At 60.2% G+C, this 26,255-nt stretch carries 24 protein-coding genes; 17 read left to right on the top strand and 7 right to left on the bottom strand.

Features of this window, described 5'->3' with window-relative positions; translation table 11 throughout:
• The first annotated feature begins 227 nt into the window (after nucleotides 1-227).
• Both rpmB and rpmG read left to right on the top strand, forming a co-directional pair.
• Entirely contained in the window at nucleotides 228-461 is a 234-nt protein-coding gene (gene rpmB, locus BK667_RS10120) for a 50S ribosomal protein L28 (RefSeq protein ID WP_007894701.1), read from the top strand.
• A 12-nt stretch (nucleotides 462-473) separates the two neighbouring features.
• The gene (rpmG, locus tag BK667_RS10115) at nucleotides 474-629 is read left to right on the top strand and encodes a 50S ribosomal protein L33 (protein WP_045059185.1); all 156 of its coding nucleotides are present in this window, start codon (nucleotides 474-476) and stop codon (nucleotides 627-629) included.
• Between the two features lie 181 nt (nucleotides 630-810).
• Here rpmG and BK667_RS10110 read toward each other — a convergent pair whose 3' ends face one another.
• Nucleotides 811-1,173 (bottom strand): cupin domain-containing protein, encoded by a 363-nt coding sequence (locus BK667_RS10110; RefSeq protein ID WP_123597508.1) that lies wholly within the window; start codon nucleotides 1,171-1,173, stop codon nucleotides 811-813.
• Nucleotides 1,174-1,409: 236 nt separating this feature from the next.
• Here BK667_RS10110 and BK667_RS10105 point away from each other — a divergent pair, with 236 nt between their 5' ends.
• Nucleotides 1,410-2,903 (top strand): aldehyde dehydrogenase, encoded by a 1,494-nt coding sequence (locus tag BK667_RS10105; protein ID WP_123515787.1) that lies wholly within the window; start codon nucleotides 1,410-1,412, stop codon nucleotides 2,901-2,903.
• Between the two features lie 186 nt (nucleotides 2,904-3,089).
• A complete protein-coding gene (locus tag BK667_RS10095; protein WP_123597507.1) occupies nucleotides 3,090-4,235 on the top strand; it encodes an MFS transporter in 1,146 nt (381 codons plus the stop codon).
• Nucleotides 4,236-4,369: 134 nt separating this feature from the next.
• Here BK667_RS10095 and BK667_RS10090 read toward each other — a convergent pair whose 3' ends face one another.
• Nucleotides 4,370-5,920 (bottom strand): phospholipase D family protein, encoded by a 1,551-nt coding sequence (locus BK667_RS10090; protein ID WP_375539168.1) that lies wholly within the window; start codon nucleotides 5,918-5,920, stop codon nucleotides 4,370-4,372.
• A gap of 307 nt (nucleotides 5,921-6,227) precedes the next feature.
• Here BK667_RS10090 and BK667_RS10085 point away from each other — a divergent pair, with 307 nt between their 5' ends.
• From BK667_RS10085 to BK667_RS10070, 4 genes are all read left to right on the top strand, one after another.
• On the top strand, nucleotides 6,228-6,878 hold the full coding sequence (locus BK667_RS10085) for a DUF1120 domain-containing protein (protein WP_123515793.1): 651 nt from the start codon (nucleotides 6,228-6,230) through the stop codon (nucleotides 6,876-6,878).
• 106 nt (nucleotides 6,879-6,984) lie between these two features.
• Complete coding sequence (locus BK667_RS10080) at nucleotides 6,985-7,701, top strand: fimbria/pilus chaperone family protein (RefSeq protein WP_259697985.1); 717 nt, start codon at nucleotides 6,985-6,987, stop codon at nucleotides 7,699-7,701.
• A complete protein-coding gene (locus tag BK667_RS10075; RefSeq protein ID WP_259697984.1) occupies nucleotides 7,698-10,133 on the top strand; it encodes a fimbria/pilus outer membrane usher protein in 2,436 nt (811 codons plus the stop codon). Before BK667_RS10080 ends, BK667_RS10075 begins: the two co-directional genes overlap by 4 nt.
• Before the next feature lie 37 nt (nucleotides 10,134-10,170).
• The gene (locus tag BK667_RS10070) at nucleotides 10,171-10,674 is read left to right on the top strand and encodes a DUF1120 domain-containing protein (RefSeq protein WP_148060130.1); all 504 of its coding nucleotides are present in this window, start codon (nucleotides 10,171-10,173) and stop codon (nucleotides 10,672-10,674) included.
• Here the strand turns inward: BK667_RS10070 and BK667_RS10065 are convergent.
• Nucleotides 10,671-12,092: an aminotransferase-like domain-containing protein gene (locus BK667_RS10065; RefSeq protein WP_123597504.1), complete on the bottom strand. Its 1,422-nt coding sequence runs from the start codon at nucleotides 12,090-12,092 to the stop codon at nucleotides 10,671-10,673. The genes BK667_RS10070 and BK667_RS10065 overlap by 4 nt on opposite strands.
• 179 nt (nucleotides 12,093-12,271) lie before the next feature.
• On the opposite strand from BK667_RS10065, the gene BK667_RS10060 reads away from it, so the two are divergent.
• The gene (locus BK667_RS10060; protein ID WP_123515798.1) at nucleotides 12,272-12,517 is read left to right on the top strand and encodes a DUF1127 domain-containing protein; all 246 of its coding nucleotides are present in this window, start codon (nucleotides 12,272-12,274) and stop codon (nucleotides 12,515-12,517) included.
• Between the two features lie 126 nt (nucleotides 12,518-12,643).
• On the opposite strand, the gene BK667_RS10055 is transcribed toward BK667_RS10060, so the two are convergent.
• Nucleotides 12,644-13,957 (bottom strand): NAD(P)/FAD-dependent oxidoreductase, encoded by a 1,314-nt coding sequence (locus BK667_RS10055; RefSeq protein WP_123597503.1) that lies wholly within the window; start codon nucleotides 13,955-13,957, stop codon nucleotides 12,644-12,646.
• 146 nt (nucleotides 13,958-14,103) lie between these two features.
• Here BK667_RS10055 and BK667_RS10050 point away from each other — a divergent pair, with 146 nt between their 5' ends.
• Nucleotides 14,104-14,457 (top strand): YkgJ family cysteine cluster protein, encoded by a 354-nt coding sequence (locus BK667_RS10050; RefSeq protein WP_007947437.1) that lies wholly within the window; start codon nucleotides 14,104-14,106, stop codon nucleotides 14,455-14,457.
• A 129-nt stretch (nucleotides 14,458-14,586) separates the two neighbouring features.
• On the opposite strand, the gene BK667_RS10040 is transcribed toward BK667_RS10050, so the two are convergent.
• Nucleotides 14,587-15,075: an Lrp/AsnC ligand binding domain-containing protein gene (locus BK667_RS10040; RefSeq protein WP_123515802.1), complete on the bottom strand. Its 489-nt coding sequence runs from the start codon at nucleotides 15,073-15,075 to the stop codon at nucleotides 14,587-14,589.
• 156 nt (nucleotides 15,076-15,231) lie between these two features.
• Between BK667_RS10040 and dadA the strand changes: the two genes are divergently transcribed.
• The 6 genes from dadA to BK667_RS10010 all read left to right on the top strand — a co-directional run bounded on the left by dadA (nucleotide 15,232) and on the right by BK667_RS10010 (nucleotide 21,510).
• Nucleotides 15,232-16,536 carry a D-amino acid dehydrogenase gene (gene dadA / locus BK667_RS10035; protein ID WP_123515843.1) on the top strand — a complete coding sequence of 435 codons (1,305 nt, stop codon included), beginning with the start codon at nucleotides 15,232-15,234 and terminating at the stop codon, nucleotides 16,534-16,536.
• Nucleotides 16,508-16,861: a RidA family protein gene (locus BK667_RS10030; RefSeq protein WP_123597501.1), complete on the top strand. Its 354-nt coding sequence runs from the start codon at nucleotides 16,508-16,510 to the stop codon at nucleotides 16,859-16,861. The genes dadA and BK667_RS10030 overlap by 29 nt, the downstream gene beginning before the upstream one ends.
• A gap of 96 nt (nucleotides 16,862-16,957) precedes the next feature.
• Nucleotides 16,958-18,034 carry an alanine racemase gene (gene alr / locus BK667_RS10025; RefSeq protein ID WP_123597500.1) on the top strand — a complete coding sequence of 359 codons (1,077 nt, stop codon included), beginning with the start codon at nucleotides 16,958-16,960 and terminating at the stop codon, nucleotides 18,032-18,034.
• 128 nt (nucleotides 18,035-18,162) lie between these two features.
• Nucleotides 18,163-18,711, top strand: a complete 549-nt coding sequence (locus BK667_RS10020) for a cupin domain-containing protein (protein WP_047226150.1) — start codon at nucleotides 18,163-18,165, stop codon at nucleotides 18,709-18,711.
• Nucleotides 18,712-18,892: 181 nt separating this feature from the next.
• On the top strand, nucleotides 18,893-19,309 hold the full coding sequence (locus BK667_RS10015) for a c-type cytochrome (RefSeq protein WP_123515808.1): 417 nt from the start codon (nucleotides 18,893-18,895) through the stop codon (nucleotides 19,307-19,309).
• A gap of 275 nt (nucleotides 19,310-19,584) precedes the next feature.
• The gene (locus BK667_RS10010) at nucleotides 19,585-21,510 is read left to right on the top strand and encodes an acetyl-CoA hydrolase/transferase C-terminal domain-containing protein (protein WP_123597499.1); all 1,926 of its coding nucleotides are present in this window, start codon (nucleotides 19,585-19,587) and stop codon (nucleotides 21,508-21,510) included.
• A gap of 123 nt (nucleotides 21,511-21,633) precedes the next feature.
• Here BK667_RS10010 and BK667_RS10005 read toward each other — a convergent pair whose 3' ends face one another.
• Nucleotides 21,634-22,206: a xanthine phosphoribosyltransferase gene (locus BK667_RS10005; protein WP_054048490.1), complete on the bottom strand. Its 573-nt coding sequence runs from the start codon at nucleotides 22,204-22,206 to the stop codon at nucleotides 21,634-21,636.
• Nucleotides 22,207-22,262: 56 nt separating this feature from the next.
• Nucleotides 22,263-24,272, bottom strand: a complete 2,010-nt coding sequence (gene rep, locus BK667_RS10000) for a DNA helicase Rep (protein ID WP_092276241.1) — start codon at nucleotides 24,270-24,272, stop codon at nucleotides 22,263-22,265.
• A gap of 263 nt (nucleotides 24,273-24,535) precedes the next feature.
• Between rep and BK667_RS09995 the strand changes: the two genes are divergently transcribed.
• Entirely contained in the window at nucleotides 24,536-26,209 is a 1,674-nt protein-coding gene (locus tag BK667_RS09995; RefSeq protein WP_123515814.1) for a putative bifunctional diguanylate cyclase/phosphodiesterase, read from the top strand.
• Nucleotides 26,210-26,255 lie beyond the last annotated feature (46 nt).

The following is a 26,255-nucleotide window of genomic DNA, read 5'->3' as shown; positions in this document are numbered from 1 at the left end:
GCTCGTAGCCCTGAAAATGGGCTTTTTGTGAATTCATCGCACACTGAATGTTGTTGCTCTGAGGTCTTTCTGGTATAAAGCAGCGCTCTTTTCTAGGGGCCCGGTTCCTTCACTGTAGGTGTAGCCGGTAAGACCTCTAAAGAAACGCGGCGCCTGGCGCCAAATGACTGAGAGATTAAGCGGCCAACCCATGCCGGGTTGGGCATGTGGTTTTAGAGGGCTGAGGCATGTCGAGAGTATGTCAAGTTACCGGTAAGGGTCCGGTAACTGGGAATAACATTTCCCACGCAAACAACAAAACCCGTCGTCGTTTCCTGCCGAACCTGCAGCATCACCGCTTCTGGGTTGAAGAAGAGAAACGTTTCGTGCGTCTGCGCGTATCTGCCAAAGGCATGCGTATCATCGACAAGCGTGGCATTACTGTCGTGCTGGCCGAAATCCGCAAAGCTGGCAAGATCTAAGGGAGCTAAATCATGCGTGAAAAAATTCGAATGATTTCCAGCGCCGGTACTGGTTACTTCAAAACTACCGACAAAAACAAACGTACTACTCCGGACAAGCTCGAGCTGATGATGTTCGATCCGCGCGTTCGCAAGCACGTTATGTTTAAAGAAGGCAAAATCAAGTAATTGATTTTTCCGACTTACGAAAAAGGCCCGTATCGCGAGATACGGGCCTTTTTTGTTGCCTGTGGTTTTGTGTTTTCTGTCAGGACGCCTTCGCGGGCAAGCCTCGCTCCTACAGGGGATCGCGATGACCTGTAGGAGCGAGGCTTGCCCGCGAAGAGGCCGCCCCGGACAGCACAAATCCTCAAGCCTTCTGTTCAAACACCACATAAATCTTGCGGCACGACTCCAGCACTTCCCAAGTGCCCCGGAACCCAGCCGGAATCACAAAACGATCACCCACCCGCAACGTCTTGCTGTTGCCATCGTTGTCCCGCAGCACCGACACGCCCTGAACGATCTCGCAGTATTCATGCTCGGTGTAGTTCACCAGCCACTGGCCGATTTCGCCTTCCCACACGCCAGCGCTCATCTGTCCGCACGGGCTGTTGTAGTGGTTGTACACCGCTTGCTCAGGGTCGCCCTTGAGGACTTTTGCCGGGGCCGGCCGATAGCGATCGGGCTGGGTGGTGGCTTGGCTGAAGTCGACAACATCCTGGATATTCATTGTTGTAATCCCCCGTGATTGCGGCGCAATGGCTGAAAAGACCCAAAGTCTATGTTTATTAAAATGAACACTGCAAGGCTGTTTGCCGACCTTGTGTCAAATATATTGAAACAACCCCGGACACTGGTTTAGGGTGGCAGGTGCCTTGGGCCGAAAGCAGGCTGGCCGGGCAGAATTCCTGAAAGCACCCGCGAAGAACGCGGGGCATTCGTATTCAACAAGAGGAGGACACTCGTATGACCACCCTGACTCGTGCCGATTGGGAACAACGGGCTCGCGATCTGAAGATCGAAGGCCGCGCCTACATCAATGGCGAATACACCGATGCCGTCTCCGCCGAGACCTTCGAATGCATCAGCCCGGTCGATGGCCGTCTGCTGGGCAAGATTGCCAGCTGTGACGCCGCCGACGCCCAGCGCGCCGTGGAAAACGCCCGCGCCACCTTCAATTCCGGCGTGTGGTCGCGCCTGGCGCCGACCAAACGCAAAGCCACCATGATTCGTTTCGCCGGCCTGCTCAAACAGCACGCCGAAGAGCTGGCCCTGCTTGAAACCCTGGACATGGGCAAGCCGATCAGCGATTCCCTGTACATCGACGTTCCCGGCGCGGCGCAAGCCCTGAGCTGGAGCGGCGAAGCCATCGACAAGATCTACGACGAAGTCGCCGCGACCCCGCACGATCAGCTGGGTCTGGTGACCCGCGAGCCGGTCGGCGTAGTCGGCGCCATCGTGCCGTGGAACTTTCCATTGATGATGGCCTGCTGGAAACTCGGCCCGGCGCTGTCCACCGGTAACTCGGTGATCCTCAAACCGTCGGAAAAATCGCCGCTGACCGCCATCCGCATCGCCGCGCTGGCTGTTGAAGCCGGCATTCCGAAAGGCGTGCTCAACGTGCTGCCAGGCTACGGCCACACCGTCGGCAAGGCCTTGGCCCTGCACAACGACGTGGACACCCTGGTGTTCACTGGTTCGACCAAGATCGCCAAGCAACTGCTGATCTACTCCGGCGAATCGAACATGAAACGCGTCTGGCTCGAAGCTGGCGGCAAGAGCCCGAACATCGTGTTCGCCGATGCCCCGGACCTGCAAGCCGCTGCCGAATCCGCCGCCAGCGCCATCGCCTTCAACCAGGGCGAAGTCTGCACCGCCGGTTCGCGTCTGCTGGTCGAGCGTTCGATCAAGGACACCTTCCTGCCGCTGGTGATCGAAGCACTGAAAAGCTGGAAGCCGGGCAACCCGCTGGACCCGGCGACGAACGTTGGCGCGCTGGTGGACACCCAGCAGATGAACACCGTGCTGTCCTACATCGAATCCGGCCACACCGACGGCGCCAAACTGGTGGCGGGCGGCAAGCGCATTCTTCAGGAAACCGGTGGCACCTACGTTGAGCCGACGATTTTCGACGGTGTGAACAACGCGATGAAAATCGCCCAGGAAGAGATCTTTGGCCCGGTGTTGTCGGTCATCGCCTTTGATACCGCCGAAGAAGCCATTGCGATCGCCAACGACACGCCATACGGCCTGGCCGCAGCGGTGTGGACCAAGGACATTTCCAAGGCACACCTGACCGCCAAGGCCCTGCGTGCCGGTAGCGTGTGGGTCAACCAGTACGACGGTGGCGACATGACTGCGCCATTCGGTGGTTTCAAACAGTCGGGCAACGGTCGCGACAAGTCGCTGCATGCGTTCGACAAATACACCGAACTGAAGGCGACCTGGATCAAGTTGTAAGTCGCTAAAGGAGGTCTGTTGTAAAACAGGCCTCCCAAACGACGCAGATCTCCTGTGGGAGCGAGCTTGCTCGCGATAGCGGTATAACAGTCGACATCAGTGTTGAATGTTGCACCGCTATCGCGAGCAAGCTCGCTCCCACATTGTTTTGGGTTGTACATAAAAATATCCACAGGAGCGTGGAACATGCGTTGGGCGACTTATTTCGCCGTGTTGGCGTCTGTCTTGAGTGTCGGCCTGGCCCTGGGCGTCAGCATGCCGCTGGTGTCGTTTCGCCTGGAAAGCTGGGGCTACGGCTCGTTTGCGATCGGCGTGATGGCGGCGATGCCGGCCATTGGTGTGCTGCTGGGGGCGAAGATTTCCAGTCACCTGGCGGCGCGTTTCGGCACGGCCAATCTGATGCGTCTGTGCCTGTGGGGCGGGGCGGTGTCCATCGGTTTGCTGGCGCTGTTGCCGAGCTATCCGATCTGGCTGGTGCTGCGTCTGATGATCGGCGTGATCCTGACCCTGGTGTTCATCCTCGGTGAAAGCTGGATCAACCAATTGGTGGTCGAGCAGTGGCGCGGGCGCTTGGTGGCGTTGTATGGCAGCAGCTATGCCTTGAGTCAGCTGGGCGGGCCATTGCTGTTAGGCGCGCTGGGCACCGAGCATGATTATGGCTTCTGGGTCGGCGTCGGCTTGCTGCTGACGGCGCCATTGCTGTTGCTGGGCCGCAGCGGTGCACCGAGCAGTGAAGCGAGCAGCGTGACCTTCGGCGATTTGTGGACCTTCTGTCGTGGGCTGCCGGCGATTGCCTGGGCGGTGTCGCTGTTCGCTGCGTTCGAAGCGATGATCCTGACCCTGTTGCCGGTGTACTGCCTGCGCCAGGGCTTCAGCGCAGAAATTGCCTTGGCGATGGTCAGTACCGTGGTGGTCGGTGATGCGTTGCTGCAACTGCCCATCGGTGCCTTGGCGGATCGACTGTCCCGGCGCAGTTTGTTCACCGGGTGTGCCGTGGTCCTTATGATGTCGAGCCTGGCGATTCCGCTGCTGATCGATACCTTGTTGATTTGGCCATTGTGGGTGCTATTCGGCGCCAGTGCCGGTGGTTTGTTCACCTTGTCGCTGATCCTGATAGGCGAGCGCTACCGCGACGATGCGCTGGTGCGGGCCAATGCCCATATCGCACAGCTGTGGGGGATTGGGTGCCTGGTCGGGCCGCTGGCGGCCGGGGCGGGGAGCCAGTGGATCAGCGGGCATGCGTTGCCGTTGCTGATGGCGGTAGGTGCGTTGGGACTGGTGATTTTGCTGATGCGCCAAGGGGCATTTGGCACAGTGGCCGAGCCCGCCTGACTGCCATCTGCCAGATTGCACATCCCTTGTGGGAGCGAGCCTGCTCGCGAAAGCGGAGTGTCATTCAGCATCTGTGTTTGCTGGCATGACGCCTTCGCGAGCAGGCTCGCTCCCACAGAGGTGTTTGTCGCCTGTTACAACATCCGCTCCAGACCTACGGTGGTGCTGAACCACGCATTAAACCGGCGCCACATGCTCCCCGGCTCTTTGGTTAGGGTATGCAACTTGCCGTTGTCCTCTGTCACCCAGACAATCTGCCCATTCTCCAGTTTCGCCTCATAACTCAGCGGCGGCGCCATGCCTTGCAGCGCCAATTCACGCACATGGGCGGCGAGTTCCGGGCTGTCCACCAACACGCCGACTTCGGTGTTCCACAGCACCGAGCGCGGGTCGAAGTTGAATGAGCCGATAAACGATTTCTGCTGATCGAAGATCATCGCTTTGCTGTGCAGGCTCGAATCCGAGCCCTGATAGGCCGAGCGCCTGAACAGATGCGGACCGCTGCCACTCCCCGCGCCGGGCTGGCGCCGCAGTTCGAACAGCTTCACCCCATGCTCCAGCAACGCCTTGCGATACGGCGCGTAACCGCCGTGCACCGCCGGCACATCGGTGGCTTCCAGGGCGTTGGTCAGCAGGCTTACCGAAACCCCGGCATCGGCGCGCCCGGTCAGGTACACCAGCCCCGGTTGGCCGGGCACAAAGTAGGCCGAAATCATGATCAGCTCTTTGCTGACCCCGTTCAGTTCTGGCGCCAACTGTGTGGTCAGCAACAATTGCGGGTCGGGTTCACCCTTGGACAGCACCTTGCTCGGCGCGTCCCACAACGCCTGGTTCCAGGCCCAGATCAGCTCTCGGCGCCAGATGTCCAGGCGCGGGTGCTTGTCGTAGATCATCAGCTGTTGATACAGCGCGTGGTTCTGTTTGCGGGTTTCCTGCAGGGATTCTTCCAGGCGCGTGCGGGTGTTTTGCAGGTCCTTGGCCGTCGGTCTGCTCGAGAGAAATTCGTCGATCGGCTTGCTCAGGGCGCTGTTCCAGTACTGGTCGAAACTGTGCCCGAGCTGCTCGGCCACCGGCCCGACGCTGAGCATGTCGATGTCGGTGAAATTCAGGTTGGGTTCGGCATCGAAATACTCGTCCCCGAGGTTGCGTCCACCGACGATGGCCGCGCTGTTGTCCGCCAGCCACAGCTTGTTGTGCATGCGCCGATGTTGCAGCGACAGGTCGAACAAGCGGCCCATGGTCCGCGTCACGCCGGTACTGCGGCCCAGGTGCAGCGGATTGAACAGGCGAATCTGGATCTGCGGATGGGCCGCCAGGGTCGCGATAATCTGATCCAGGCCATCGCTGGTGGTGTCATCGAGCAGAATCCGCACCCGCACGCCGCGATCGGCAGCCTTGAGCAGTTCCTCCACCAGCATGCGCGTGCTGATGCCGTCGTGGACGATGTAGTACTGCAAGTCGAGGCTGGTTTGCGCATTGCGGATCAGCTCGGCCCGGGCCATGAAGGCTTCGGTGCTGTTTGAGAGCAGGCGGAAACCGGATTGCCCCTGATGGGGCGCTGCCTGGGCCTGGATTGAACGTCCGAAGCTTGAGCCCGCCGCCGGCAGCGCCTGGCTGGGCTCGCGCGGCACGTCGAGCGTTGCGCAGCCACTGATCAACAAGGCCAACAGCCATACAGCAAGCAATTTTTTTCCGGGTCGCACGTCGCAGTCTCAAATCGCGGCAGGAGCCGGAGTATGGCACGCGCCCGGCACTGATGACTTCGCGGTTAACTTACCCAGAGCAGAAAATGGACGTAGGAATGTTCTGTCTAATCCATTCGGAATAGTGTTCCAGTTGAAATGTCGCTATTTCCGTGAAGCGTTTTCCTACAGATTAATCTTACAAAAAGCGGAATGATCACCTCGCTTAGTTGCAGTAGCAGTTTTCAGAATTGTAACTTTAAGTTGTGGTTCTGCGCTGTTGCTAAATATAGATAAAGAGGTGGTAAAGATGAGAAATAAAAGTTTGATTGCTGTTTTTGCAAGTGTGCTGTTGCCCTCCGTTGCAATGGCCGAAAGTGTGGACCTGAATGTTATTGGAACCATCATCCCCACTTCCTGTATTCCCGCGTTTGCGGGCGGCAGCACCGTGGATTTGCGCAAGATATCCTCGGGGGTACTGAACAAAGCCAAACAAACATTGCTGCCCGTCCATGATGTTTCCCTGCATATAAATTGCGATGCGCCCGCTCCGGTGGAAGTGTCCGTCAGGGATAATCGTGGTTCGACAAAGTTGCCAGGCATTCACGATGACACCGGCCAGAATGATCCGGCGTTATTCTTTGGCATTGGCGAAATCAACGGTACACGCATTGGTGGGTTTGCTCTGCGTCATGGCATTCCGGAGGTGGATAATTCGCCTCAAACATTATTGACCCGCACACTCGCAAATCCTGCCTGGCAGTTACCGAGTTCCAGCCTGGTGAGCAATGCGCCAGCGCTCTATTCCTGGGGACCCGACGTTGCGAGCGGCCCGGCGGCCTCCCGTCACCACGGCTTCCCGATGAGTCTGCTGCCGGTGATTGGCCCGAGCAACGCATTGCCCATTTCCGACGAGATTCCTCTCGACGGCTCCGTGACCTTCGACATGTTCTACCTCTGATTGCTTGAGTCCCGGCGGCCGTTCGGGTCGCCGGGTTCTTGCCGCCCCTGTATGCGCCACCGGGCCAACGCCCGGCTCGTCGCCTGGTAAGCCCGGAATTCCCCCTATGCCTTTTTTTATGAGCAGGGCAGGTTTCACTACGCCGTTGCCCTTGTTGTTTTCATTGTTGGTCGCAACGCAGGCGTATTCGGCCGGCATGGTGCCGCAGACGCCTGTGCTTGTTGTGGAAGAGAGCCTTGGCGAGGCGACCATGAATGTGCGCAACACCGATACCCGGCCCGCGCTGCTGCACACCACGGTTGAGAACATCGAGCAGGACGATGAGTGGCTGCTGGTATTCACGCCACCGATGGCCCGCGTCGAACCCGGAGAGGTCCAGCAGGTGCGTTTTATCCTGCAAAACACTCAGCCGCTGCGGACCGAGCGGTTGAAGCGCGTGATATTCGAGGGCATCAGTCCCGTCGAAGGAACCAGCGGCGCCCGGGTCAATCTGGGGGTGCGGCAGAATTTACCGGTGATTTTGCGGCCCGCCGATTTGCCGGTGGAGCGCGAACCCTGGAAACGCTTGAAGTGGTCGTCTGTCGGCGGCGATTTGCAGGTCTTCAACTCCAGCCCTTATGTGGTTCGCCTGGCCAAGGCCATCGTCCCGTTGCCTGGCGTGCGCTCGGTTGACCTGCCGCGAACCTACATTTTGCCGGGTGAACGCCTGCGGCTTGAGGGGGTTCCGGGAGCGGCGTCATCTGTGACGGGCGTGCGGATATTCCCGGCGACCACCTATGGGTTCGCGGTCGAGCAGTACGACGCTGCGGTAATTAACGAGTGAGGTTTCGGGCAACGCGCATTTGGCTGGGCCGTTTGTGTCTGCTGGCCTGTGGATCGACTGAGATCGCGGCAAATGAATCCGTCCTGTTCGATCCCCAGGTGCTCAAGGATCGAGGCATCGATCCGGCGCTGGCTGAATACTTTCGGGAGTCTCCGCGCTTTGTCCAGGGCACGCGCCCGGTGTCACTCCAGGTCAACGGGCAGCCCAAGGGCCGTGTGCAGATGACCTTCAATCAGCATGGCGAGGTGTGTCTCGCCCCCGCTCTGTTGAAAGCCGCGGGTGTACGTGCGCTGGTTTTGCGACGGCAGGAGGCGGGCACCTGCATGACGTTCGCTGAAGGGTTTCCAGCCGCCGTTGTGCAACTTCAGCCAGGCAGGGAGCAGGTTGACCTGCTGGTCCCGACCGCTACGTTGTTGCCGCCGGATCAAGCGTCCCGAGTCTTTGCCAAGGGTGGCATGGCGGGCGTTCTGAACTACGACGCGCTGATGACGGACAGCCAGTTCCAGGGGCAGCGCAGTGACTACCGCAGTTTCACTTCGGAGGTCGGTTTCAATGCCGGGAATTGGGTGCTGCGTAGTCGGCAGTCCTACACGGCGCAGTCCGATGACGCACGTTTCGAACATCTGTATGCCTACGGTATGCGCACACTTGAAGACTACGAGGTCAACGTGCAGGTGGGGCAGCTGAACATGGCCTCGCCGTTATTCAGTGGCGAGTCATTTCTCGGCCTGCAGATACAGCCCGAAGGTGCATTTGCCCAACTGCGCGCCGCTGAGCGCGGGGCCGGGAGCCGGGTTGAAGGCATTGCTTATTCTGCGGCGCGCATCGAAGTCCGGCAGAACGGCGTGATGATCTACACCACGATGGTCCCCAGCGGTCCTTTCACGTTGCGGGAATTGCCTTTGTTGAGCCATTCGCTGGATCTGGAAGTGACGGTGCATGAACAGGATGGGCAACAGCGGCGGTTTCGAGTGCCGGCTGCCAGTCTCTACGATGCGCAGTTCGGCAGCCCGCCCGGTTTCAATGTCGCCTTGGGGCGCGTGCGGCGATTGGGCAGCGATGAGCGCCAGGCCCCTTCCTTCGCAGCCTTCAGCAGGGACTGGAACTGGGGACGGGAGCGGCGGGTCACGGCGGGTTTGATGGGCGCGACCGAGTACGTGTCGGCGGGCTGGGGGCTTCAGCAACAATGGTCAAACGGGATTTTTCTGGGGGCCCGCCAGGTGCTGTCCAGCGATCGCTCCCAAGGTCTTGCCGGCAACCAATTACAAATGACGTTCAGTGCGCAGTTATCGTCAAACCTGTCGACGAGTCTGATCAACGTCCGCCAGAGCGAGGACTTTCGCACGTTGTCGGATACCGGCTGGAATCAGGAACGCCACCAGGCCGAATCCCGAAGCCGCGATCAATGGGCGTTTTCCCTCAATGGTTCGACCGCGCACTGGGGGACGTTTGGCGCTACCTGGTCGCGTTATTCCAGCCGGGATGAACCGCCGCAATCGCGGTTGGGCCTTTCTTGGTCGCAGATGCTTCCCGAGAGGGTCAGCCTGTCCGTGAGCCTGGAACGAGACATGGGCGGTGCGGCGGCGAGTCGCCAGGGCAGCGCAGCTTATCTGACGCTGGGCGTGCCGCTGGGTGGCCAGCGCTCGGTCCGCAGTTATTTGCGCAAGGACGATCGCTCAGGTGCGCGCAGTGGCGTGGTTTTCAGCGACGCCATAAACGAAATCCAGGACTACAGCGTCAGTGCCGAACAACGCGACGGCGGGCCGACAACGTTTGGCGCGCGTCTAAACACGCTGGCGCATTACACCAGCATTGACCTCGGATACAGCCAGCGACCCGACGCGACGAATTTCGATGTCGGCGCCCGCGGCGGCATGGTCTTTCACCGGGACGGTGTGACGCTTTCACCTTATCCGGTGCGCGACACCTTTGGTGTGCTCAAGGCTGGTGAGCACGCGGGTTTGAAACTGCAAACGCCCCGCGGCCCCGTCTGGACGGATGGGTTTGGGCGGGCGGTGGCGGCCAGTTTGCCGGCCTACACCCTGGCCCGGCTGGAGGTCGACAATGGCAGCCTGCCGCGCAACGTCGAAGTGCTTAACGGCTATCAGGAAGTGGAGGCGGGGCGTGGGTCGGTACAGCACCTGGATTTTTCGGTGATGAGCGTACGACGCTTGCTGTTGAAGGCCAGGACCGTCGATCGTCAGTGGTTGCCCAAGGGGGTAACGGTGCATGACGAGCAGGGCCAATACGTAACGACGGTGCTGGATGCCGGGACGATTTTTCTGTCAGACGCCAAACCTGATCAAACACTGCATGTGCGCTTGTCCGATAACCAACGCTGCTGGCTCGAATACCCCTTGAACGAAGTGCCCCACGACAGCCTGCGCATCGAGACGGTCGATGCGACGTGCCTCGATCCAAATTTGTCATGAGCGAGAACCTGCGATGAAGTGTGTGGTGTTTGCGGCGATGTTGACGTGCCTTGCGTCCTATTCGGCAGCGGCCCGCGACGGCTGTACGTTGAGCCTGAGCCCGGGGCACGTGGCTTTTGGATCATCGACACGCGGGGCGTTGTTGGCGCAGACGGCACCGGGTGAAACCGACTCAAGCTTCGGTTCACGCACGGTGCAGCTGCGGATTCAGTGCCCCGAGCCGCAGCCAATGAGGTGGCAATTTATCGCCCCCGCAGCGGACTCCCAGCGCTATCGCTGGGGCGCCGGCACCTTGCAGTTGAAAATCGTCGCGGCGCGATTGGATGGTGCGGCCGTGCAGTGGGCTGCTGACAACGGTGAGCCTTTGGCGACGGATCTTCTGCGGCCGGGTGACCGAATGGTCCCATGGCGCGCGGGTGCCATCGCCTCGGGCGCTCAGCTTGAGATCGAACTGGAAGTGGAGGCCCAGGTAAGCGACGGGGCGAGTCGCGTCATTGACCTGACCCGATTTGAAGGCGGCGGGCGTTTTCAGCTCGATTAAACGGATTCCGCCAACAGTTTGATCGCCGCTGCGCCTACCTTGCGCACCGCATCTTCGACCTGCGGCGTCGGCTTGGCCGCGTAGTTCATCCGCAGACAATTGCGGTACTTGCCCGAAGCCGAAAAAATGCTGCCCACGGCAATCTGTACGCCTTGGTCGTGCAGTGCACGATTCAGTTTCAACGTATCGAAGCCTTCCGGCAGTTCGACCCACAGCATGAAACTGCCCTGTGGCCGGCTGGCCCGTGTGCCGGCGGGGAAGTAGCGCGTGACCCAATCGATCATCATGTCGCGATTGCGCTGGTATTGGCTGCGCATCCGCCGCAAATGCGGCTCGAAGTGACCGCCCTTGAGAAAGTCGGCGATGGCGATCTGCGCTTGTGGCGCGGTGGAGCCGGTGCTGATGTATTTCATGTGCAGCACCCGTTCCAGATAACGTCCCGGTGCTACCCAACCGATGCGCAGCCCCGGCGCCAACGTCTTGGAAAACGAACTGCACAGCAGCACGCGGCCGTCTTCGTCGAAGGATTTGATCGTGCGTGGACGCGGGTAGGTGTAGGCCAATTCGCCATACACATCGTCCTCGATGATCGCCACGTCGAAACGCTGTGCCAGGTTCAACAACGCCCGTTTACGTGTCTCCGGCATGATGTAGCCCAAGGGGTTGTTGCAGTTGGGGGTCAACTGTATGGCCTTGATCGGCCATTGCTCCAAGGCCAGTTCCAATGCGTCGAGGCTGATGCCGGTGATCGGGTCAGTGGGGATTTCCAAGGCTTTCAAGCCCAGGCCCTTGAGGGTCTGCATAGCGCCGTGAAAGCTCGGTGAATCCACGGCGACGATGTCACCGGGTTCGCAGATGGAGCGGATGCTGGTGGACAGCGCTTCGTGGCAACCGGTGGTGACCACCAGGTCAGCGGCGCTCAACTGGCAGCCGGAATCGAGCATCAGGCGGGCGATCTGTTCGCGCAGTTCGAGGTTGCCGTGGATGTTGTCGTAATACAGGCCGGGCATGTCCTGGCGCCGACTGATCTGCGCCAGCCCGCGCAACAGCGGTTTCATGGTTGGTGAGGTAATGTCCGGCATGCCGCGACCCAGTTGCACCACGTCTTTGCGTGGCACGGCGCGGATCAATTCCAGCACCTGATCCCACTGGGAAATATCCACCGGGCGCTGGGCCGGACGGCCGACGGCGGGCAATTCCGGCAACTCGCGACTGACCGGCACGAAGTACCCGGATTTTGGCTTCGGCGTCGCCAGCCCGCTGTCTTCCAGCACCCGATAAGCCTGCTGCACCGTGCTCAGGCTGACCCCGTGTTCGACACTCAACGCCCGCACCGACGGCAGCCGGTCGCCGGGGCGATAGAAGCCCTGTTCGATGCGCGTGCCGAGCAATTCGGCGAGATTGACGTAAAGGGTCATGGCAGTGCCTCGGTGCAGGTGATTCGGTTAACCGGTACAGATGGGGCAAAAATACAGGATTCAGAGCCTAAATCGGCAAATCTGTATGGAAATAATACAGCTGCTTTGAATCTGTAATGCTTTTCGCCGCTCGAGCATGATGAAACCTCTGGCTACCCAAGTAAACAGGAGCGATCAACATGAACGGCTTGAGCGATGTGCGGCTGACGTTACGCAGTCAGGAACTGGCGGCAGGGCAGAACCACGGCACCCGTGAGGCGCTGATGCGCAATGCGCCGTCCTGCCTGAGTCGCTGGGATCTGTTCTGGCACCGTCTGCACACGCGCAAGGCGTTGCTGAACCTGACTCCGGAGCAGCTGCGGGATGTGGGGTTGAGTCGGGAAGAGGCGTTGGCGGAGGGACTTAAGCCGTTTTGGCGGATGTAGGCAGGATCGTTCCCACGCTCCGCGTGGGAACGCCTCAACGGACGCTCTGCGTTCGGCTCTGAATGGGACGCAGAGCGTCCCGGGATGCATTCCCACGCAGGAGCGTGGGAACGATCTCAATGTCCCTCAAACCAACTCTTTCATCCGATGCCACAACATCCCTAACGCGAGCAGCGGCGAACGCAAATGCCGGCCGCCCGGAAAGGTAATGTGCGGCACTTGGGCAAACAGATCGAACCCGCCACTGTGCTGACCACTGATGGCTTCAGCCAACAACTTGCCCGCCAGGTGCGTGGCATTCACCCCGTGACCGGAATACGCCTGGGCGTAATACACATTCGGCTGATCCTTGAGCCGGCCGATCTGCGGCAGGCGGTTGGCGCCGATGCCGATCATGCCGCCCCATTGATAATCGATCTTCACTCCGGCCAATTGCGGGAATACGTCCAGCATCTTCGGCCGCATATACGCAGCGATGTCTTTCGGGTCCCGACCTGAGTAATGGCAGGCACCGCCGAACAGCAAGCGTCGATCCGCCGAGAGCCGGTAGTAATCCAGCGCCACACGCTGGTCGCAGACCGCCATGTTCTGCGGCAGCAAGGCGTGCGCCTGTTCTTCGCTCAACGGTTCGGTGGCGATGATGTAACTGCCGGCGGGCAGCACTTTGCCGCTGAGTTCGGGATTGAGGTCATTGAGATAAGCGTTGCAGCCCAGCACCAGGGTCTTGGCGCGGACCAAGCCCTGGGCGGTGTGCACTTTCACTTCGGTGCCGTAATCAATGCGAGTGACTGCCGACTGTTCGAACAGTCTTGCGCCCAATTGCTGTGCGGCCGCCGCTTCGCCCAGTGCCAGGTTCAGCGGATGCAAGTGCCCGGAGCCCATGTCGATCAAGCCGCCGACGTAACGGTCGGAGCCGACCACCGAGTGCATTTCGTTGGCTTGCAGCAGTCGGGTTTCGTAGCGGTAACCAAGGCTGCGCAGTTCTGCGGCATCTTCGGCGAAGCCTTCCAGGTCCCGGGGTTTGTTGGCGAGGTCGCAATAGCCCCAGGTCAGGTCGCAGGCAATCTGAAAACGCTCGACCCGCTGTCGGACGATTTCCACCGCTTCCAGGCCCATGAGTTTCATCTGACGCACGCCGTCGGCACCGATGACATTGGCGAACTGATCGAGGCCATGGCCGACGCCGCGAATCAATTGCCCGCCATTGCGCCCGCTGGCGCCCCAGCCAATCTTGTGCGCTTCCAGCAGCACCACGCTGAGACCGCGTTCGGCCAGTTCCAACGCGGTGTTCAACCCGGAAAACCCGCCGCCGACCACGCACACGTCCGCCGTCAACTCGCCCTGGAGCACCGGATGATCGGGCTGTGGCAGGCTGCTGGCGGCGTAATAAGAGGCAGCGTGCCGGTGATTCGGGGCAGGTTGCTGAACACGGGCGTTCATGTGCGTCATCCAGATGCGGTGTTTGAAAAAGTTGACGGAGCATAAGCCGGACCTTCCGGCGCGGGCAACATTGGTCGGTTGCTGCTGTATGGAACGGGCCGGATGCGTCAGAATCCCGCTCTATTCCGCTTTTGGTCACCGCTTCGATGAGCTGCAACAGTCAGAAAATTCGCACCCTGCGCCAGCAGATACCCTCGTTCGAGTGCGTGCCGGGCTGCCATGACTGCTGTGGGCCGGTGACGACCTCGCCGGAAGAAATGTCCCGCCTGCCGCGCAAGACCCGCGCCGAGCAGGATGCAGCGATGGATGAACTCAACTGCGTGCACCTGGGGCCCAACGGCTGCACCGTGTATGACGAGCGGCCGCTGATTTGCCGGCTGTTCGGCACCACCAAGACCTTGCCATGCCCCAACGGGCGCGGGCCGGTGGAGCTGATTCATCCGCGGGTGGAGAAGCAGATTCATGAGTACATGGCGTCTACCCGGCAGGTCCTCGTCTAGCGGTGATGATCGTTCCCACGCTCTGCGTGGGAATGCCTCAACGGACGCTCTGCGTTCGGCTTCGAGGGGACGCAGAGCGTCCCGGGCTGCATTCCCACGCAGAGCGTGGGAACGATCATGGTCGAACCATCAATCCGGAATCGGCAAACACAAACTCTCTTTCACTTCTTCCATCACGATATAGCTCTTGGATTCGCGCACATGGGGCAGTTTGAGCAAAATATCGCCCAGCAATTTGCGGTACGAGGCCATCTCGGAAATCCGCGCCTTCACCAGATAGTCGAAATCCCCTGACACCAAATGGCACTCCAGCACGTGGGGCAGTTTCAGTACCGCGCGTCGGAACTCTTCGAAAGTATCGCCGGATTTGTAGTCGAGGCTGATCTCTACAAACACCAGGAGACTACCCTTGAGGTGCTGCGGGTTGAGCCGGGCGTTGTAGCTCATGATGATCCCTTCGCGCTCCAGGCGCCGGACCCGTTCGGTGCAGGGCGTGGTCGACAGACCGACCTTTTCCCCCAGCTCGGTGAAGGAGATTCGTCCGTCCGCTTGCAGGATCCGCAGGATGCTGCGATCGATCTTGTCCAGCTCACGTTTGGTCTGAGTGTTGGTACGCATAGGGGATGCGCCTCCGTGAAAAGGGTTTTTGCCGAGAATTGTCGCCAAATATAGGCACTTATATAGTGAAAAGCACTGGCTAATCTTTTTTAAACTGCCCACATCTTCGGTCTGCACAACACACGTCAGCGGTTAACCGCGATGAGGGATATGAAAATGCGCGTTATGGTCTTGGGTAGCGGCGTCATCGGTACCGCCAGTGCTTACTATCTGGCCCGTGCCGGGTTTGAAGTGGTGGTCGTGGACCGTCAGCCGGCTGCGGCCATGGAGACCAGTTTCGCCAACGCCGGGCAGGTATCGCCAGGTTATGCCTCGCCGTGGGCCGCACCGGGCGTGCCGCTCAAAGCCATCAAGTGGCTGTTGCAGCGCCATGCGCCGTTGGCGATCAAGGCCACCGCCGACATCGACCAATACTTGTGGATGGCGCAGATGCTGCGCAACTGCACCGCCAACCGTTATGCGGTGAACAAAGAGCGCATGGTTCGTCTGTCCGAGTACAGCCGTGACTGCCTCGACGAATTGCGCGCCGAAACCGGCATTGCCTACGAAGGCCGTAGCCTGGGGACTACACAGTTGTTCCGCACCCAGGCTCAACTCGATGGCGCCGCGAAAGACATCGCCGTACTGAAAGAGTCCGGTGTGCCGTTCGAACTGCTCGACCGCGCCGGCATTGCCCGGGTTGAGCCGGCCTTGGCCGCCGTCACCGACATCCTCGCCGGTGCCCTGCGCCTGCCGAACGACCAAACCGGCGACTGCCAGATCTTCACCACCCGCCTGGCCGAAATGGCCGTGAAGCTGGGTGTGGAATTCCGTTACGGCCAGGATATTCAGCAGCTCGACTTCGCCGGTGATCGCATCAACGGCGTGTGGATCGACGGCAAGCTGGAAACCGCTGACCGTTACGTCCTGGCACTCGGCAGCTACTCGCCGCAACTGCTCAAGCCGCTGGGCATCAAGGCTCCGGTGTATCCGCTCAAGGGTTACTCCCTGACCGTGCCGATCACCAACCCGGCGATGGCCCCGACCTCGACCATTCTCGACGAGACCTACAAGGTCGCGATCACCCGTTTCGACAACCGTATCCGCGTCGGTGGCATGGCTGAAATAGCCGGTTTTGACCTGTCGCTGAACCCGCGCCGGCGCGAAACCCTGGAGATGATCGTCAACGACCTTTATCCTCAGGGCGGCGATCTGGCCCAGGCGAGTTTCTGGACCGGTCTGCGTCCGACCACCCCCGACGGCACGCCGATCGTTGGCGGAACCAAATTCAGCAACCTGTTCTTGAACACTGGCCACGGCACACTCGGTTGGACTATGGCCTGTGGTTCCGGTCGCTTGCTGGCGGACCTGATGGCGAAGAAAACGCCGCAAATCAGCGCCGAAGGCCTCGATATTTCCCGTTATGGCAGCAAAATCAAGGAGTCCGCAAAACATGGCAATCCAGCGCCAGCTCACCAATGAACGCATGAGTCAGATCGTTGCCCACAACGGTACGGTGTACCTGGCAGGGCAGGTCGGCGATGACATGAGCGCCGGGATTGAACAGCAGACCCGTGAAACTCTGGCCAACATCGAGCGTTTGCTCGACCTGGCCGGCACCGACAAGAGTCATTTGCTGTCGGTGACGATTTACCTGAAAGACATCGATGCGGATTTCGCCGGCATGAACTCGGTGTGGGACAAGTGGCTGCCAAAAGGCGTCGCGCCGGCCCGTGCCACCGTTGAGTCGAAGCTGTGCGAACCGGAAATCCTGGTTGAGCTGTCGGTGGTTGCCGCACTGCCTTAACCGGTTGTAACGATCCCTCTCCCGGTGCTGTTGGCGGTTCACGCCGCCAGCCAGCGCCGGTTTTTTATTTCCATGACCGCCTAGAAGTCTGCCGCCATGCGTCCTGCCCGTGCCCTGATCGACCTTCAAGCCCTGCGTCACAACTACCAGATCGCCCGCGAAGTCACGCCGGGGGCCAAGGCCCTCGCGGTGATCAAGGCCGATGCCTACGGCCATGGCGCGGTGCGTTGTGCCCAGGCGCTGGAAGCCGAGGCGGACGGGTTTGCGGTGGCGTGTATTGAAGAAGCATTGGAGCTGCGCGTCGCGGGAATTCGGGCGCCGGTGTTGTTGCTGGAAGGCTTTTTCGAAGCCGATGAACTGTCGCTGATCGTCGAGCATGACTTCTGGTGTGTGGTGCATTCGCTGTGGCAGCTCGAAGCGATCGAGAAGGCCGCGCTGAGCAAGCCGATTACGGTCTGGCTCAAGCTCGATTCGGGCATGCACCGCGTTGGTCTGCATCCGAAGGATTACCAATCGGCCTATCAACGGCTGCTGGCCAGCGGCAAAGTGGCGAAAATCGTCCTGATGAGTCACTTCGCCCGGGCCGATGAGTTGCACGAGCAGGCCAGTGCCGAACAGGTCGCGGTGTTTGAAGCGGCGCGTCAGGGCTTGTCCGCCGAGGTCAGTTTGCGCAACTCGCCGGCGGTGCTGGGTTGGCCGCAGATTCCGAGCGATTGGGTTCGTCCGGGGATCATGCTCTACGGCGCCACGCCTTTCGAAGAAGCCAACGCCGTGGCCTCGCGCCTGCAACCGGTGATGACCCTCGAATCGAAAGTGATTTGCGTGCGCGAATTGCCGGCCGGAGAGCCCGTCGGCTATGGCGCCAAGTTCATCACCCAGAAGCCGATGCGCATCGGCGTTGTGGCGATGGGCTACGCCGATGGTTACCCGCGCCACGCGCCGACCGGTACGCCGGTGTTGGTGGCCGGGCAGCGCAGCCAATTGCTTGGCCGGGTGTCGATGGACATGCTCTGCATCGACCTGACCGATGTACCGCAGGCCGGGCTCGGTTCGACTGTCGAGTTGTGGGGCAAAAACGTCCTGGCCAGCGAAGTGGCGATGGCCGCCGACACGATTCCTTACCAGATCTTCTGCAACCTGCGCCGGGTGCCGCTGCTCTATTCCGGGGCTTGACCGCAAACGCCGCGCGTCGGAAGTCGCCTCGCCGAACGGGATTCAGGCCAAAGTGTTGTAAATACTGAACGCTGTCGCCATGATAACGCTCAATATCCTTACAACCTGAATCCCTGGAGGCTCCAGCATTGGACGTCGGTGAACGACTGCAATCCATCCGTAAGCTCAAAGGTCTTTCGCAGCGTGAGCTCGCCAAACGCGCGGGCGTCACCAACAGCACCATTTCGATGATCGAGAAAAACAGCGTCAGCCCCTCGATCAGTTCGCTGCGCAAAGTTCTGGGCGGGATTCCCATGTCCATGGTCGAGTTCTTTTCCGAAGAAATCCTGCAGGAAAAACCGACCCAGATCGTCTACAAGGCCAACGAGCTGATCGATATTTCCGATGGCGCCGTGACCATGAAACTGGTCGGTCGGGCGCACCCGAGCCGGGCCATCGCGTTTCTCAATGAAATCTACCCGCCTGGCGCCGACACCGGTGACGAGATGCTCACCCATGAGGGCGAGGAAACCGGAATTTTGGTGGAGGGGCGGCTAGAGTTGGTGGTCGGGGCTGAAACTTTTGTGCTCGAAGCCGGCGACAGCTACTACTTTGAAAGTACCAAGCCGCACCGTTTCCGGAATCCGTTCGACGCACCGGCGCGACTAATCAGCGCAGCCACGCCGGCGAATTTCTAAGAAAAGAGGCGTCCTGCCAGCATTGCCGAGGCGCCCGAGCTGTTTTCCACCGCACAACAAGACCCCTTCGACTTTGGGGTTGTTTCAGTGTGGCGGGCTTGCCGTTATACTTGCGCCCGCCTGCGAACCGTGGCCGTGGGCGTGAATAGCCACCATTGAGGGTGAACGCGTGAACCTAATTATGAAAATGCTGGCTGCACCAGCAACTGTATTGGCCCTTTGGGCTGTGAGCGCACAAGCTTCTACTACCGACGACATTGCAAAGCGCCTTGAGCCCGTCGGCCAGGTCTGTGTAACGGGTCAAGAGTGCAAAGGGATGGAAGTCGCTGCTTCGACTGGCGGCGGTGCTGCGAAAACCCCTGATGAAATCATTGCCAAACACTGCAATGCTTGCCACGGCACTGGCCTGTTGGGCGCGCCGAAAATCGGTGATGCCGCAGACTGGAAAAAACGCGCCGATAAAGAAGGCGGCACCGCTGCCGGCTTGGCGAAGGTCGCGTTGGCCGGTCTGAATGCCATGCCGCCAAAAGGCACGTGCAGTGACTGCGAAGTGAAAGACCTTGAAGGCGCCATCCAGAAAATGTCCGGCCTGAAATAAGTCTGCATCTTCAGCGAAAAGCCGCTTACGAGCGGCTTTTTTGTGCCTGCGATTCCGTCCTGATGCCTATGAAATCCCTTTGTGGGAGCGTGCCTGCTCGCGAAAGCGGTGTGTCAGTCAACATTGACGGCGCCTGACACACCGCTTTCGCGAGCAGGCTCGCTCCCACAGGGGTCATCAGTGAACACATGATTTGCCGTCAGTGACTATTCTTTGCAGCAAAGACCCGGCAAGCTCGGTCCAACCCCAATTCACGGAACGTGCGGGAGGATCAGATGGTGCAGTTGTGTTCTATCGAACAAGCGGTCGATGACGTGCTGGCGCGGTTGCCGGCGCATATTCACATGGGCTTGCCCCTGGGGTTGGGCAAACCCAACCACTTCGTCAACGCGCTGTTCCAACGCATTGCGCAACTGCCCGAGCGGCGGCTGACGATCTACACCGCCCTGTGCCTGGGCCGTCCTTCATTGGGCGATGGCTTGCAAAAGCGCTTCCTTGAACCCTTCATCGAGCGGGTCTTCGGCGATTACCCGGAACTGGATTTTCTTGCCGAGTTACAAAAAGACAACCTGCCGCCCAACATCCAGATCCAGCAATTTTTCATGCAGCCCGGGAGCCTGCTGCACAGCGCCCAGGCTCAACAAGACTACGTCAGCAGCAATTACAGCCACGCCGCCCGGGACATCAACGCCGCAGGCCTGAACCTGGTTGCGCAACTGGTGGCCAGCCACGCCGAACACCCGGATCGCCTGAGTCTGAGTTGCAACCCGGACATCACCCTCGATCTGTTCCCGATGATCGCCAAACGCCGGGCAGCAGGGGAGACGATTCTGATCGTCGGCCAGGTACACAACGATTTGCCCTACATGCCCGGCGATGCGGAAGTCGGCATGGACGCGTTCGACCTGCTGATCGACGAGAAGGACAACACCACGCTGTTCTCCACGCCAAACATGCCGGTAGGGTTCCAGGATCACTTCATCGGCCTGCACGCCAGCACCCTGGTGCGCGATGGCGGTACGTTGCAGATCGGCATCGGCTCCATGGGCGATGCGTTGACGGCGGCGTTGCTGGCGCGCCAGGCCGATAACGCCGGTTACAAGGCGTTGCTGGCGGATTTGAATCTCAGCCAATGGGCGCAACTCATTGATCGAGAGGGCGGCGTCGAACCGTTCGCCAAGGGCCTGTACGGTTGCAGCGAAATGTTCGTCAACGGTTTGCTGGTGCTGGCCGACGCCGGGATCGTGCGGCGCAAGGTCTACCCGGACGTGCCGACCCAACAACAGGCCAACCACGGCACCCTCGATGAGACGGCGCAAACCGACGGCATCTCGGTGCATGGCGGGTTTTTCCTCGGACCGCGCAGTTTCTACGAGCGCCTGCGCGAGTTTCCCCAGAGCAAGCGGCTCGAATTCAACATGACCCGCATCAGCTACATCAACGAGCTCTACGGCCAGGAAGAACTCAAGCGTTTGCAGCGTCTGGATGCGCGGTTCATCAACACCGTGTTCACCATGACCCTGATGGGCGCCGGCGTGGCAGATCAGTTGGAAGACGGGCGGGTGCTCAGCGGTGTCGGCGGGCAGTACAACTTCGTCGCTCAGGGCCATGCCCTGGAAGGTGCGCGTTCGGTGCTGATCCTGCGCAGTTGGCGCGAGTCGGGCGGTGAGGTCAGCTCCAACATCGTCTGGGAATATGGACATTGCACGATTCCTCGGCACTTGCGGGACATCGTGGTCACCGAATACGGCATCGCCGATCTGCGGGGCAAGACCGACGCGGCGGTGATCGAGGCATTGCTGAATATCAGCGATTCGCGCTTCCAACCGGGGCTGATCGAACAGGCTCAAGCCGTTGGCAAATTGCCGAAGAACTTCCGCATCGATCCACGCTTCGCGGACAACAGCCCTCAGCGTTTGCAGGACATCAAGGCGCGGCACCCGAACCTGTTTCCGGAGTATCCGCTGGGCTGCGATTTCACCGAGGTGGAGCGGGATGTGTTGCGGGCGCTGAACTGGTTGAAGAGCAAGTTCAAGCTGAGCGAGATTCTGGAGTTGGGCAAGGCTGCGCTGGATGCGCCGGAGGCAGCGCAATACCCGGAACATCTGGAGCGGATGCAGCTGAGCAACCCGGAAGGGCTGAAAGAGGATTTGTTTCAGCGGTTGTTGCTTACCGGCCTCAAGGCCACCGCCCAAGCCTGATCGTTCCCACGCTCTGCGTGGGAATGCCTCTTCGGACGCTCTGCGTTCGGCTTGGATGGGACGCGGAGCGTCCCGGGCTGCATTCCCACGCGGAGCGTGGGAACGATCATGGACGGTGTGGGGTTATTCGATGAAGGTCACGACGCCGCCAGCCAGGGATTGCACCCGAGCCAACGATTCAACCCGATAACCCTGTGCATCCAGTTCCGCACGCCCACCCTGGAACGACTTCTCGATCACAATCCCCAAACCCGCCACGGTGGCGCCAGCCTGCTTGATGATCGAAATCAGCGCTTGCGACGCCTTACCGTTGGCCAGGAAGTCATCGATGATCAGCACGCGGTCGCTGCTGGTCAGGTGGCGCGGGGAGATGGCCACGGTGCTTTCGGTCTTCTTGGTGAACGAGTAAACGGTCGCCGACAGCAGGTTTTCAGTCAGGGTCAGGGACTGCTGCTTGCGGGCGAAGATCACCGGCACGCCGAGGTTCAGGCCAGTCATGATCGCCGGAGCAATGCCCGAGGCTTCGATGGTGACGATCTTGGTGATGCCCGAGTCCTTGAACAGCGTGGCGAATTCGTCGCCGATCAGCTTCATCAGGGCCGGGTCGATCTGATGGTTCAGAAAGGCGTCGACTTTCAGGACCTGATCGGAAAGCACGATGCCTTCTTCGCGAATTTTCTTGTGCAGTGCTTCCATGAAGCTTTCCTCTAAGGACGCCTGTGCGTCCAGGGCTGGTTAAAAAGTAGTCGATTCTAGCGCTTTAACATCGCGCGTATATCCGCCAATGCGGTATTGCCGCGAACGGCTTTGACTTCAACGGGGGTGTCGTCGTTGCCTTCCCAAGCCAGGTCGTCCGGCGGCAGTTCATCGAGGAAGCGGCTGGGCGCGCAGTCGATGATCTCGCCGTATTGCTTGCGCTTGGCGGCAAAGGTGAAGGCCAGTGTCTGACGCGCGCGGGTAATCCCGACGTAGGCCAGTCGGCGTTCTTCTTCGATGGTGTCGGCTTCGATGCTGGAGCGGTGCGGGAGGATTTCCTCTTCCATGCCCATGATGAACACGTAGGGAAATTCCAGACCCTTGGAGGCGTGCAAGGTCATCATCTGCACACCTTCGGCGCCGTCTTCCTCTTCCTGCTGACGTTCGAGCATGTCGCGCAAGACCAGTTTGCCGATGGCGTCTTCGACGGTCATCTCGCCTTCTTCGTCTTTCTCCAGGGTGTTTTTCAACGCCTCGATCAGGAACCAGACGTTACCCATGCGGTAGTCGGCGGCCTTGTCGCTGGAGCTGTTGGTGCGCAGCCAGTTCTCGTAGTCGATGTCCATGACCATGCTGCGCAGCGCCGAGATCGGGTCTTCGCCGGCACACTGCTCGCGGACCTTGTCCATGAAGCGTTTGAAGCGCGACAGGCGATCGGTGAACCGCGTGTCCAGATGCTCGCCCAGGCCGATTTCGTCGGTGGCGGCGTACATCGAGATCTTGCGTTCAGTGGCGTAGTTGCCGAGTTTTTCCAACGTCGTCGAACCGATTTCCCGGCGCGGCACGTTGATCACCCGCAGAAAGGCGTTGTCGTCGTCCGGGTTCACGATCAGGCGGAAGTAGGCCATCAGGTCTTTCACTTCCTGGCGTCCGAAAAAGCTGTTGCCGCCGGAGAGTCGGTAAGGAATCTGATGGTGTTGCAGCTTCAGCTCAATCAGCTTGGCCTGGTAGTTACCGCGATAGAGGATCGCGAAATCGCTGTACGGCCGGTCGGTGCGCAGGTGCAAAGTCAGCAACTCGACGGCCACGCGCTCGGCTTCGGCGTCTTCGTTGCGGCAGCGGATCACGCGGATTTCATCGCCGTGACCCATCTCACTCCACAGTTGTTTTTCAAACTCGTGGGGGTTGTTCGAGATCAGCACGTTGGCGCAACGCAGGATGCGGCTGGTGGAGCGGTAGTTTTGTTCCAGCATGACGACTTTCAAGGACGGGTAATCGTCCTTGAGCAACATCAGGTTTTCCGGGCGGGCACCGCGCCAGGCGTAGATTGACTGGTCATCGTCGCCGACCACGGTGAACTGGTTGCGCGTGCCGATCAGCAACTTCACCAGCAAATACTGGCTGGCGTTGGTGTCCTGGTATTCGTCCACCAACAGGTAGCGGACTTTGTTCTGCCACTTTTCGAGGATGTCGGCGTGTTCCTGGAAGAGTTTTACCGGCAGCAGGATCAGGTCGTCGAAGTCCACCGCGTTGAACGCCTTGAGCGTGCGCTGGTAGTGGGTGTAGACGATGGCGGCGGTCTGCTCCTTGGGGTTGCGCGCATTTTCCAGGGCTTCGGGCGGCAGGATCAGGTCGTTTTTCCACGAGCCGATCATGTTCTTGATCTCATCGACGCCGTCGTCGCCCGCGTATTCCTTCTGCATGATGTCGGTCATCAAGGCTTTGACGTCAGTCTCGTCAAAGATCGAGAAGCCTGGCTTGTAGCCCAGCCGCACGTGTTCCTTGCGGATGATGTTCAGGCCCAGGTTGTGGAAGGTGCACACCGTCAGGCCGCGGCCTTCGCCGCCCTTGAGCAGGGTGCCGACCCGTTCCTTCATCTCGCGCGCGGCCTTGTTGGTAAAGGTCATGGCGACGATGTACTGGGCACGGATGCCGCAGTTCTGGATCAAGTGCGCAATCTTGCGCGTGATCACGCTGGTCTTGCCGGAGCCTGCACCGGCGAGCACCAATAGAGGGCCGCCGACGTAGTTCACGGCTTCTTGCTGCCGGGGATTGAGTCGGGACATACAGGATCAGGGAGTCATTTGCGAAATGGGCCGGCATTTTAACAGGCTCAGCGAATTGTGCTGCTCTCTCCGACTTGTGACGCAGCGCGCGATCTCTAATTGCCGGTTTTGTTACTTTCACGCAGGATGCGCGAAGAATTTGCGGCTAATGTTCGTATTCCGGATACAAAACCGCGTTTGATAACCCGGGCCAGTTGGTCATTGGTTATTGGCGCGGCATAATGCCCGCCGCCTACATCTATTGCAGAGTCTAGGGAGCTAGCTTGTCTACGCCTGTCGAACCCTTGCGTTTGCTGCTACTGGCCGAAGAGCCGGCGTGGGCAGCGTTGTTGCGCGAGTGTCTGGCTCCAATGGGGAGCTCGGCAGTGCTGATCAGCGCGCCGAGTTGGGAGTCGGTCAGTAGTTTGTTCGAAGACAACCGCAGCGCGGTGTTGTTGACGATCCCGACGCTCCAGCCCGCGCCCGGCCGTTGCAGCCTGCCGACGGTGTTGCTGCTCGAACATGAGCCGTTGACCCCGCCCGACGGCGTGAGTGATTGGCTGGTGCGCGATCTGCTCGACCCTGGCATGTTGCGCCGGTGCCTGCGCCATGTACGCGAGCGCGGCGTGCTGGAAAACACCCTGCAACGCCTGGCCGAGCAAGACCCGCTGACCGGCATCGCCAACCGCCAGGGTTTCCAGACCCTGCTGGCGGCGCGCCTGGCGGAAAACGACGGTCGCGGCCTGGCCCTCGGTCACCTCGACCTCGATAACTTCCGTTATGCCAACGATGCCCTCGGCCATCAGGCTGGCGACCGGTTGATCCTGCAAGTGGTCGCGCGGCTCAAAAGCCAGCTTGAGGCTGGCGATCAACTGGCGCGCCTCGGCAGCGATGAATTTGCCCTGCTGATCGACACCCGCCGCGCGCCGCAACGGGCCGAGTGGATGGCTGAACGCATCACCGAAGCGCTGGCCGAACCTTATTGGATCGATGGCGAAAGCCTGTTGATCGGCTCCAGCCTCGGGATTGCCCACGCCCGGGCCCAGGCCGGCGCTGACCCGTTGATGTGGCACGCGCACATCGCCATGCAGCAGGCTAAAAGCACCCAGGGCTGCACCTTTCATATTTTCAACGAACGCATCAACCGCAATGCCCGCAGCGTCGCCGACCTGGAAAGCGAACTGCGCCGAGCCTTGCGTCGCGATGAGCTGGAACTGCATTACCAGCCACGCCTGAATCTGGAGGACGGCCAGATCGTCGGCCTCGAAGCCCTGGTGCGCTGGCGCCATGCCGAACGGGGGTTGCTGCCGCCAAGCGAGTTCGTGCCGCTGGCCGAACAAAGTGGGTTGATCGTGCCGCTGGGTTACTGGGTGATTTCCCGGGCTCTACGCGACATGCAGGCGTTGCGCGAACGGGGTTTGCCGGCGTTGCACATGGCGATCAACCTGTCGTTCCGGCAGTTCCAGGACAGCCAGTTACTCTCGACTCTCAGCCGTTTGATCGCCGAACGCGGCGTTGAAGCGCAATGGCTGGAATTCGAACTGACCGAAACCGCAGTGATGCGCCGCAGCGATCTGGTCAAGCAGACCATGGACGCGCTCGGGCGCCTCGGTGTGCGTTTCTCCCTCGACGACTTCGGCACCGGATTCTCGTCGTTTGTGCACCTCAACAGCCTGCCGATTACCTTGCTGAAGATCGACAAGAGCTTTGTCGGCGGCATGGAGCAACGGGAAGAAAATCGCAAACTGGTGCACGCGATGATCAACCTGGCGCACAACCTCAATCTGGAAGTGGTGGCCGAAGGCGTGGAAACCCCGGAGCAGCTGGATTTGTTGCGTGGGTTTGGGTGTGATCAGGTGCAGGGTTATCTGATCAGCAAGCCGTTGCCGTTGGCGGAATTGGTTGAATACCTGACCTTCGGCAGCAGCCAGCAGCCCGTCCTCGACATCGTGAGCTAGCGCCGACCCTTGTAGGAGCGAGGCTTGCCCGCGAAGGCGTCGTATC

This window comes from Pseudomonas frederiksbergensis, assembly GCF_003732705.1.
Taxonomy (GTDB): domain Bacteria; phylum Pseudomonadota; class Gammaproteobacteria; order Pseudomonadales; family Pseudomonadaceae; genus Aquipseudomonas; species Aquipseudomonas frederiksbergensis_F.
Note: the sequence above shows the minus strand (reverse complement) of the source record. Positions and strands in the feature narration are given on the sequence as shown.

Excerpts from the sequence above, each read along its gene's own strand:
- rpmG (WP_045059185.1), top strand. The coding sequence starts at position 474 with ATGCGTGAAAAAATTCGAATGATTTCCAGCGCCGGTACTGGTTACTTC.
- BK667_RS10060 (WP_123515798.1), top strand. The coding sequence starts at position 12,272 with ATGAACGGCTTGAGCGATGTGCGGCTGACGTTACGCAGTCAGGAACTG.
- BK667_RS10080 (WP_259697985.1), top strand. The coding sequence starts at position 6,985 with ATGCCTTTTTTTATGAGCAGGGCAGGTTTCACTACGCCGTTGCCCTTG.
- BK667_RS10010 (WP_123597499.1), top strand. The coding sequence starts at position 19,585 with ATGGTGCAGTTGTGTTCTATCGAACAAGCGGTCGATGACGTGCTGGCG.
- rpmB (WP_007894701.1), top strand. The coding sequence starts at position 228 with ATGTCGAGAGTATGTCAAGTTACCGGTAAGGGTCCGGTAACTGGGAAT.
- BK667_RS10070 (WP_148060130.1), top strand. The coding sequence starts at position 10,171 with ATGTTGACGTGCCTTGCGTCCTATTCGGCAGCGGCCCGCGACGGCTGT.
- BK667_RS10055 (WP_123597503.1), bottom strand. The coding sequence starts at position 13,957 with ATGAACGCCCGTGTTCAGCAACCTGCCCCGAATCACCGGCACGCTGCC.
- BK667_RS10095 (WP_123597507.1), top strand. The coding sequence starts at position 3,090 with ATGCGTTGGGCGACTTATTTCGCCGTGTTGGCGTCTGTCTTGAGTGTC.
- BK667_RS10015 (WP_123515808.1), top strand. The coding sequence starts at position 18,893 with ATGAAAATGCTGGCTGCACCAGCAACTGTATTGGCCCTTTGGGCTGTG.
- BK667_RS10005 (WP_054048490.1), bottom strand. The coding sequence starts at position 22,206 with ATGGAAGCACTGCACAAGAAAATTCGCGAAGAAGGCATCGTGCTTTCC.
- BK667_RS10040 (WP_123515802.1), bottom strand. The coding sequence starts at position 15,075 with ATGCGTACCAACACTCAGACCAAACGTGAGCTGGACAAGATCGATCGC.
- BK667_RS10065 (WP_123597504.1), bottom strand. The coding sequence starts at position 12,092 with ATGACCCTTTACGTCAATCTCGCCGAATTGCTCGGCACGCGCATCGAA.
- rep (WP_092276241.1), bottom strand. The coding sequence starts at position 24,272 with ATGTCCCGACTCAATCCCCGGCAGCAAGAAGCCGTGAACTACGTCGGC.
- BK667_RS10085 (WP_123515793.1), top strand. The coding sequence starts at position 6,228 with ATGAGAAATAAAAGTTTGATTGCTGTTTTTGCAAGTGTGCTGTTGCCC.
- alr (WP_123597500.1), top strand. The coding sequence starts at position 16,958 with ATGCGTCCTGCCCGTGCCCTGATCGACCTTCAAGCCCTGCGTCACAAC.
- BK667_RS10105 (WP_123515787.1), top strand. The coding sequence starts at position 1,410 with ATGACCACCCTGACTCGTGCCGATTGGGAACAACGGGCTCGCGATCTG.
- BK667_RS10110 (WP_123597508.1), bottom strand. The coding sequence starts at position 1,173 with ATGAATATCCAGGATGTTGTCGACTTCAGCCAAGCCACCACCCAGCCC.
- dadA (WP_123515843.1), top strand. The coding sequence starts at position 15,232 with ATGCGCGTTATGGTCTTGGGTAGCGGCGTCATCGGTACCGCCAGTGCT.
- BK667_RS10030 (WP_123597501.1), top strand. The coding sequence starts at position 16,508 with ATGGCAATCCAGCGCCAGCTCACCAATGAACGCATGAGTCAGATCGTT.
- BK667_RS10050 (WP_007947437.1), top strand. The coding sequence starts at position 14,104 with ATGAGCTGCAACAGTCAGAAAATTCGCACCCTGCGCCAGCAGATACCC.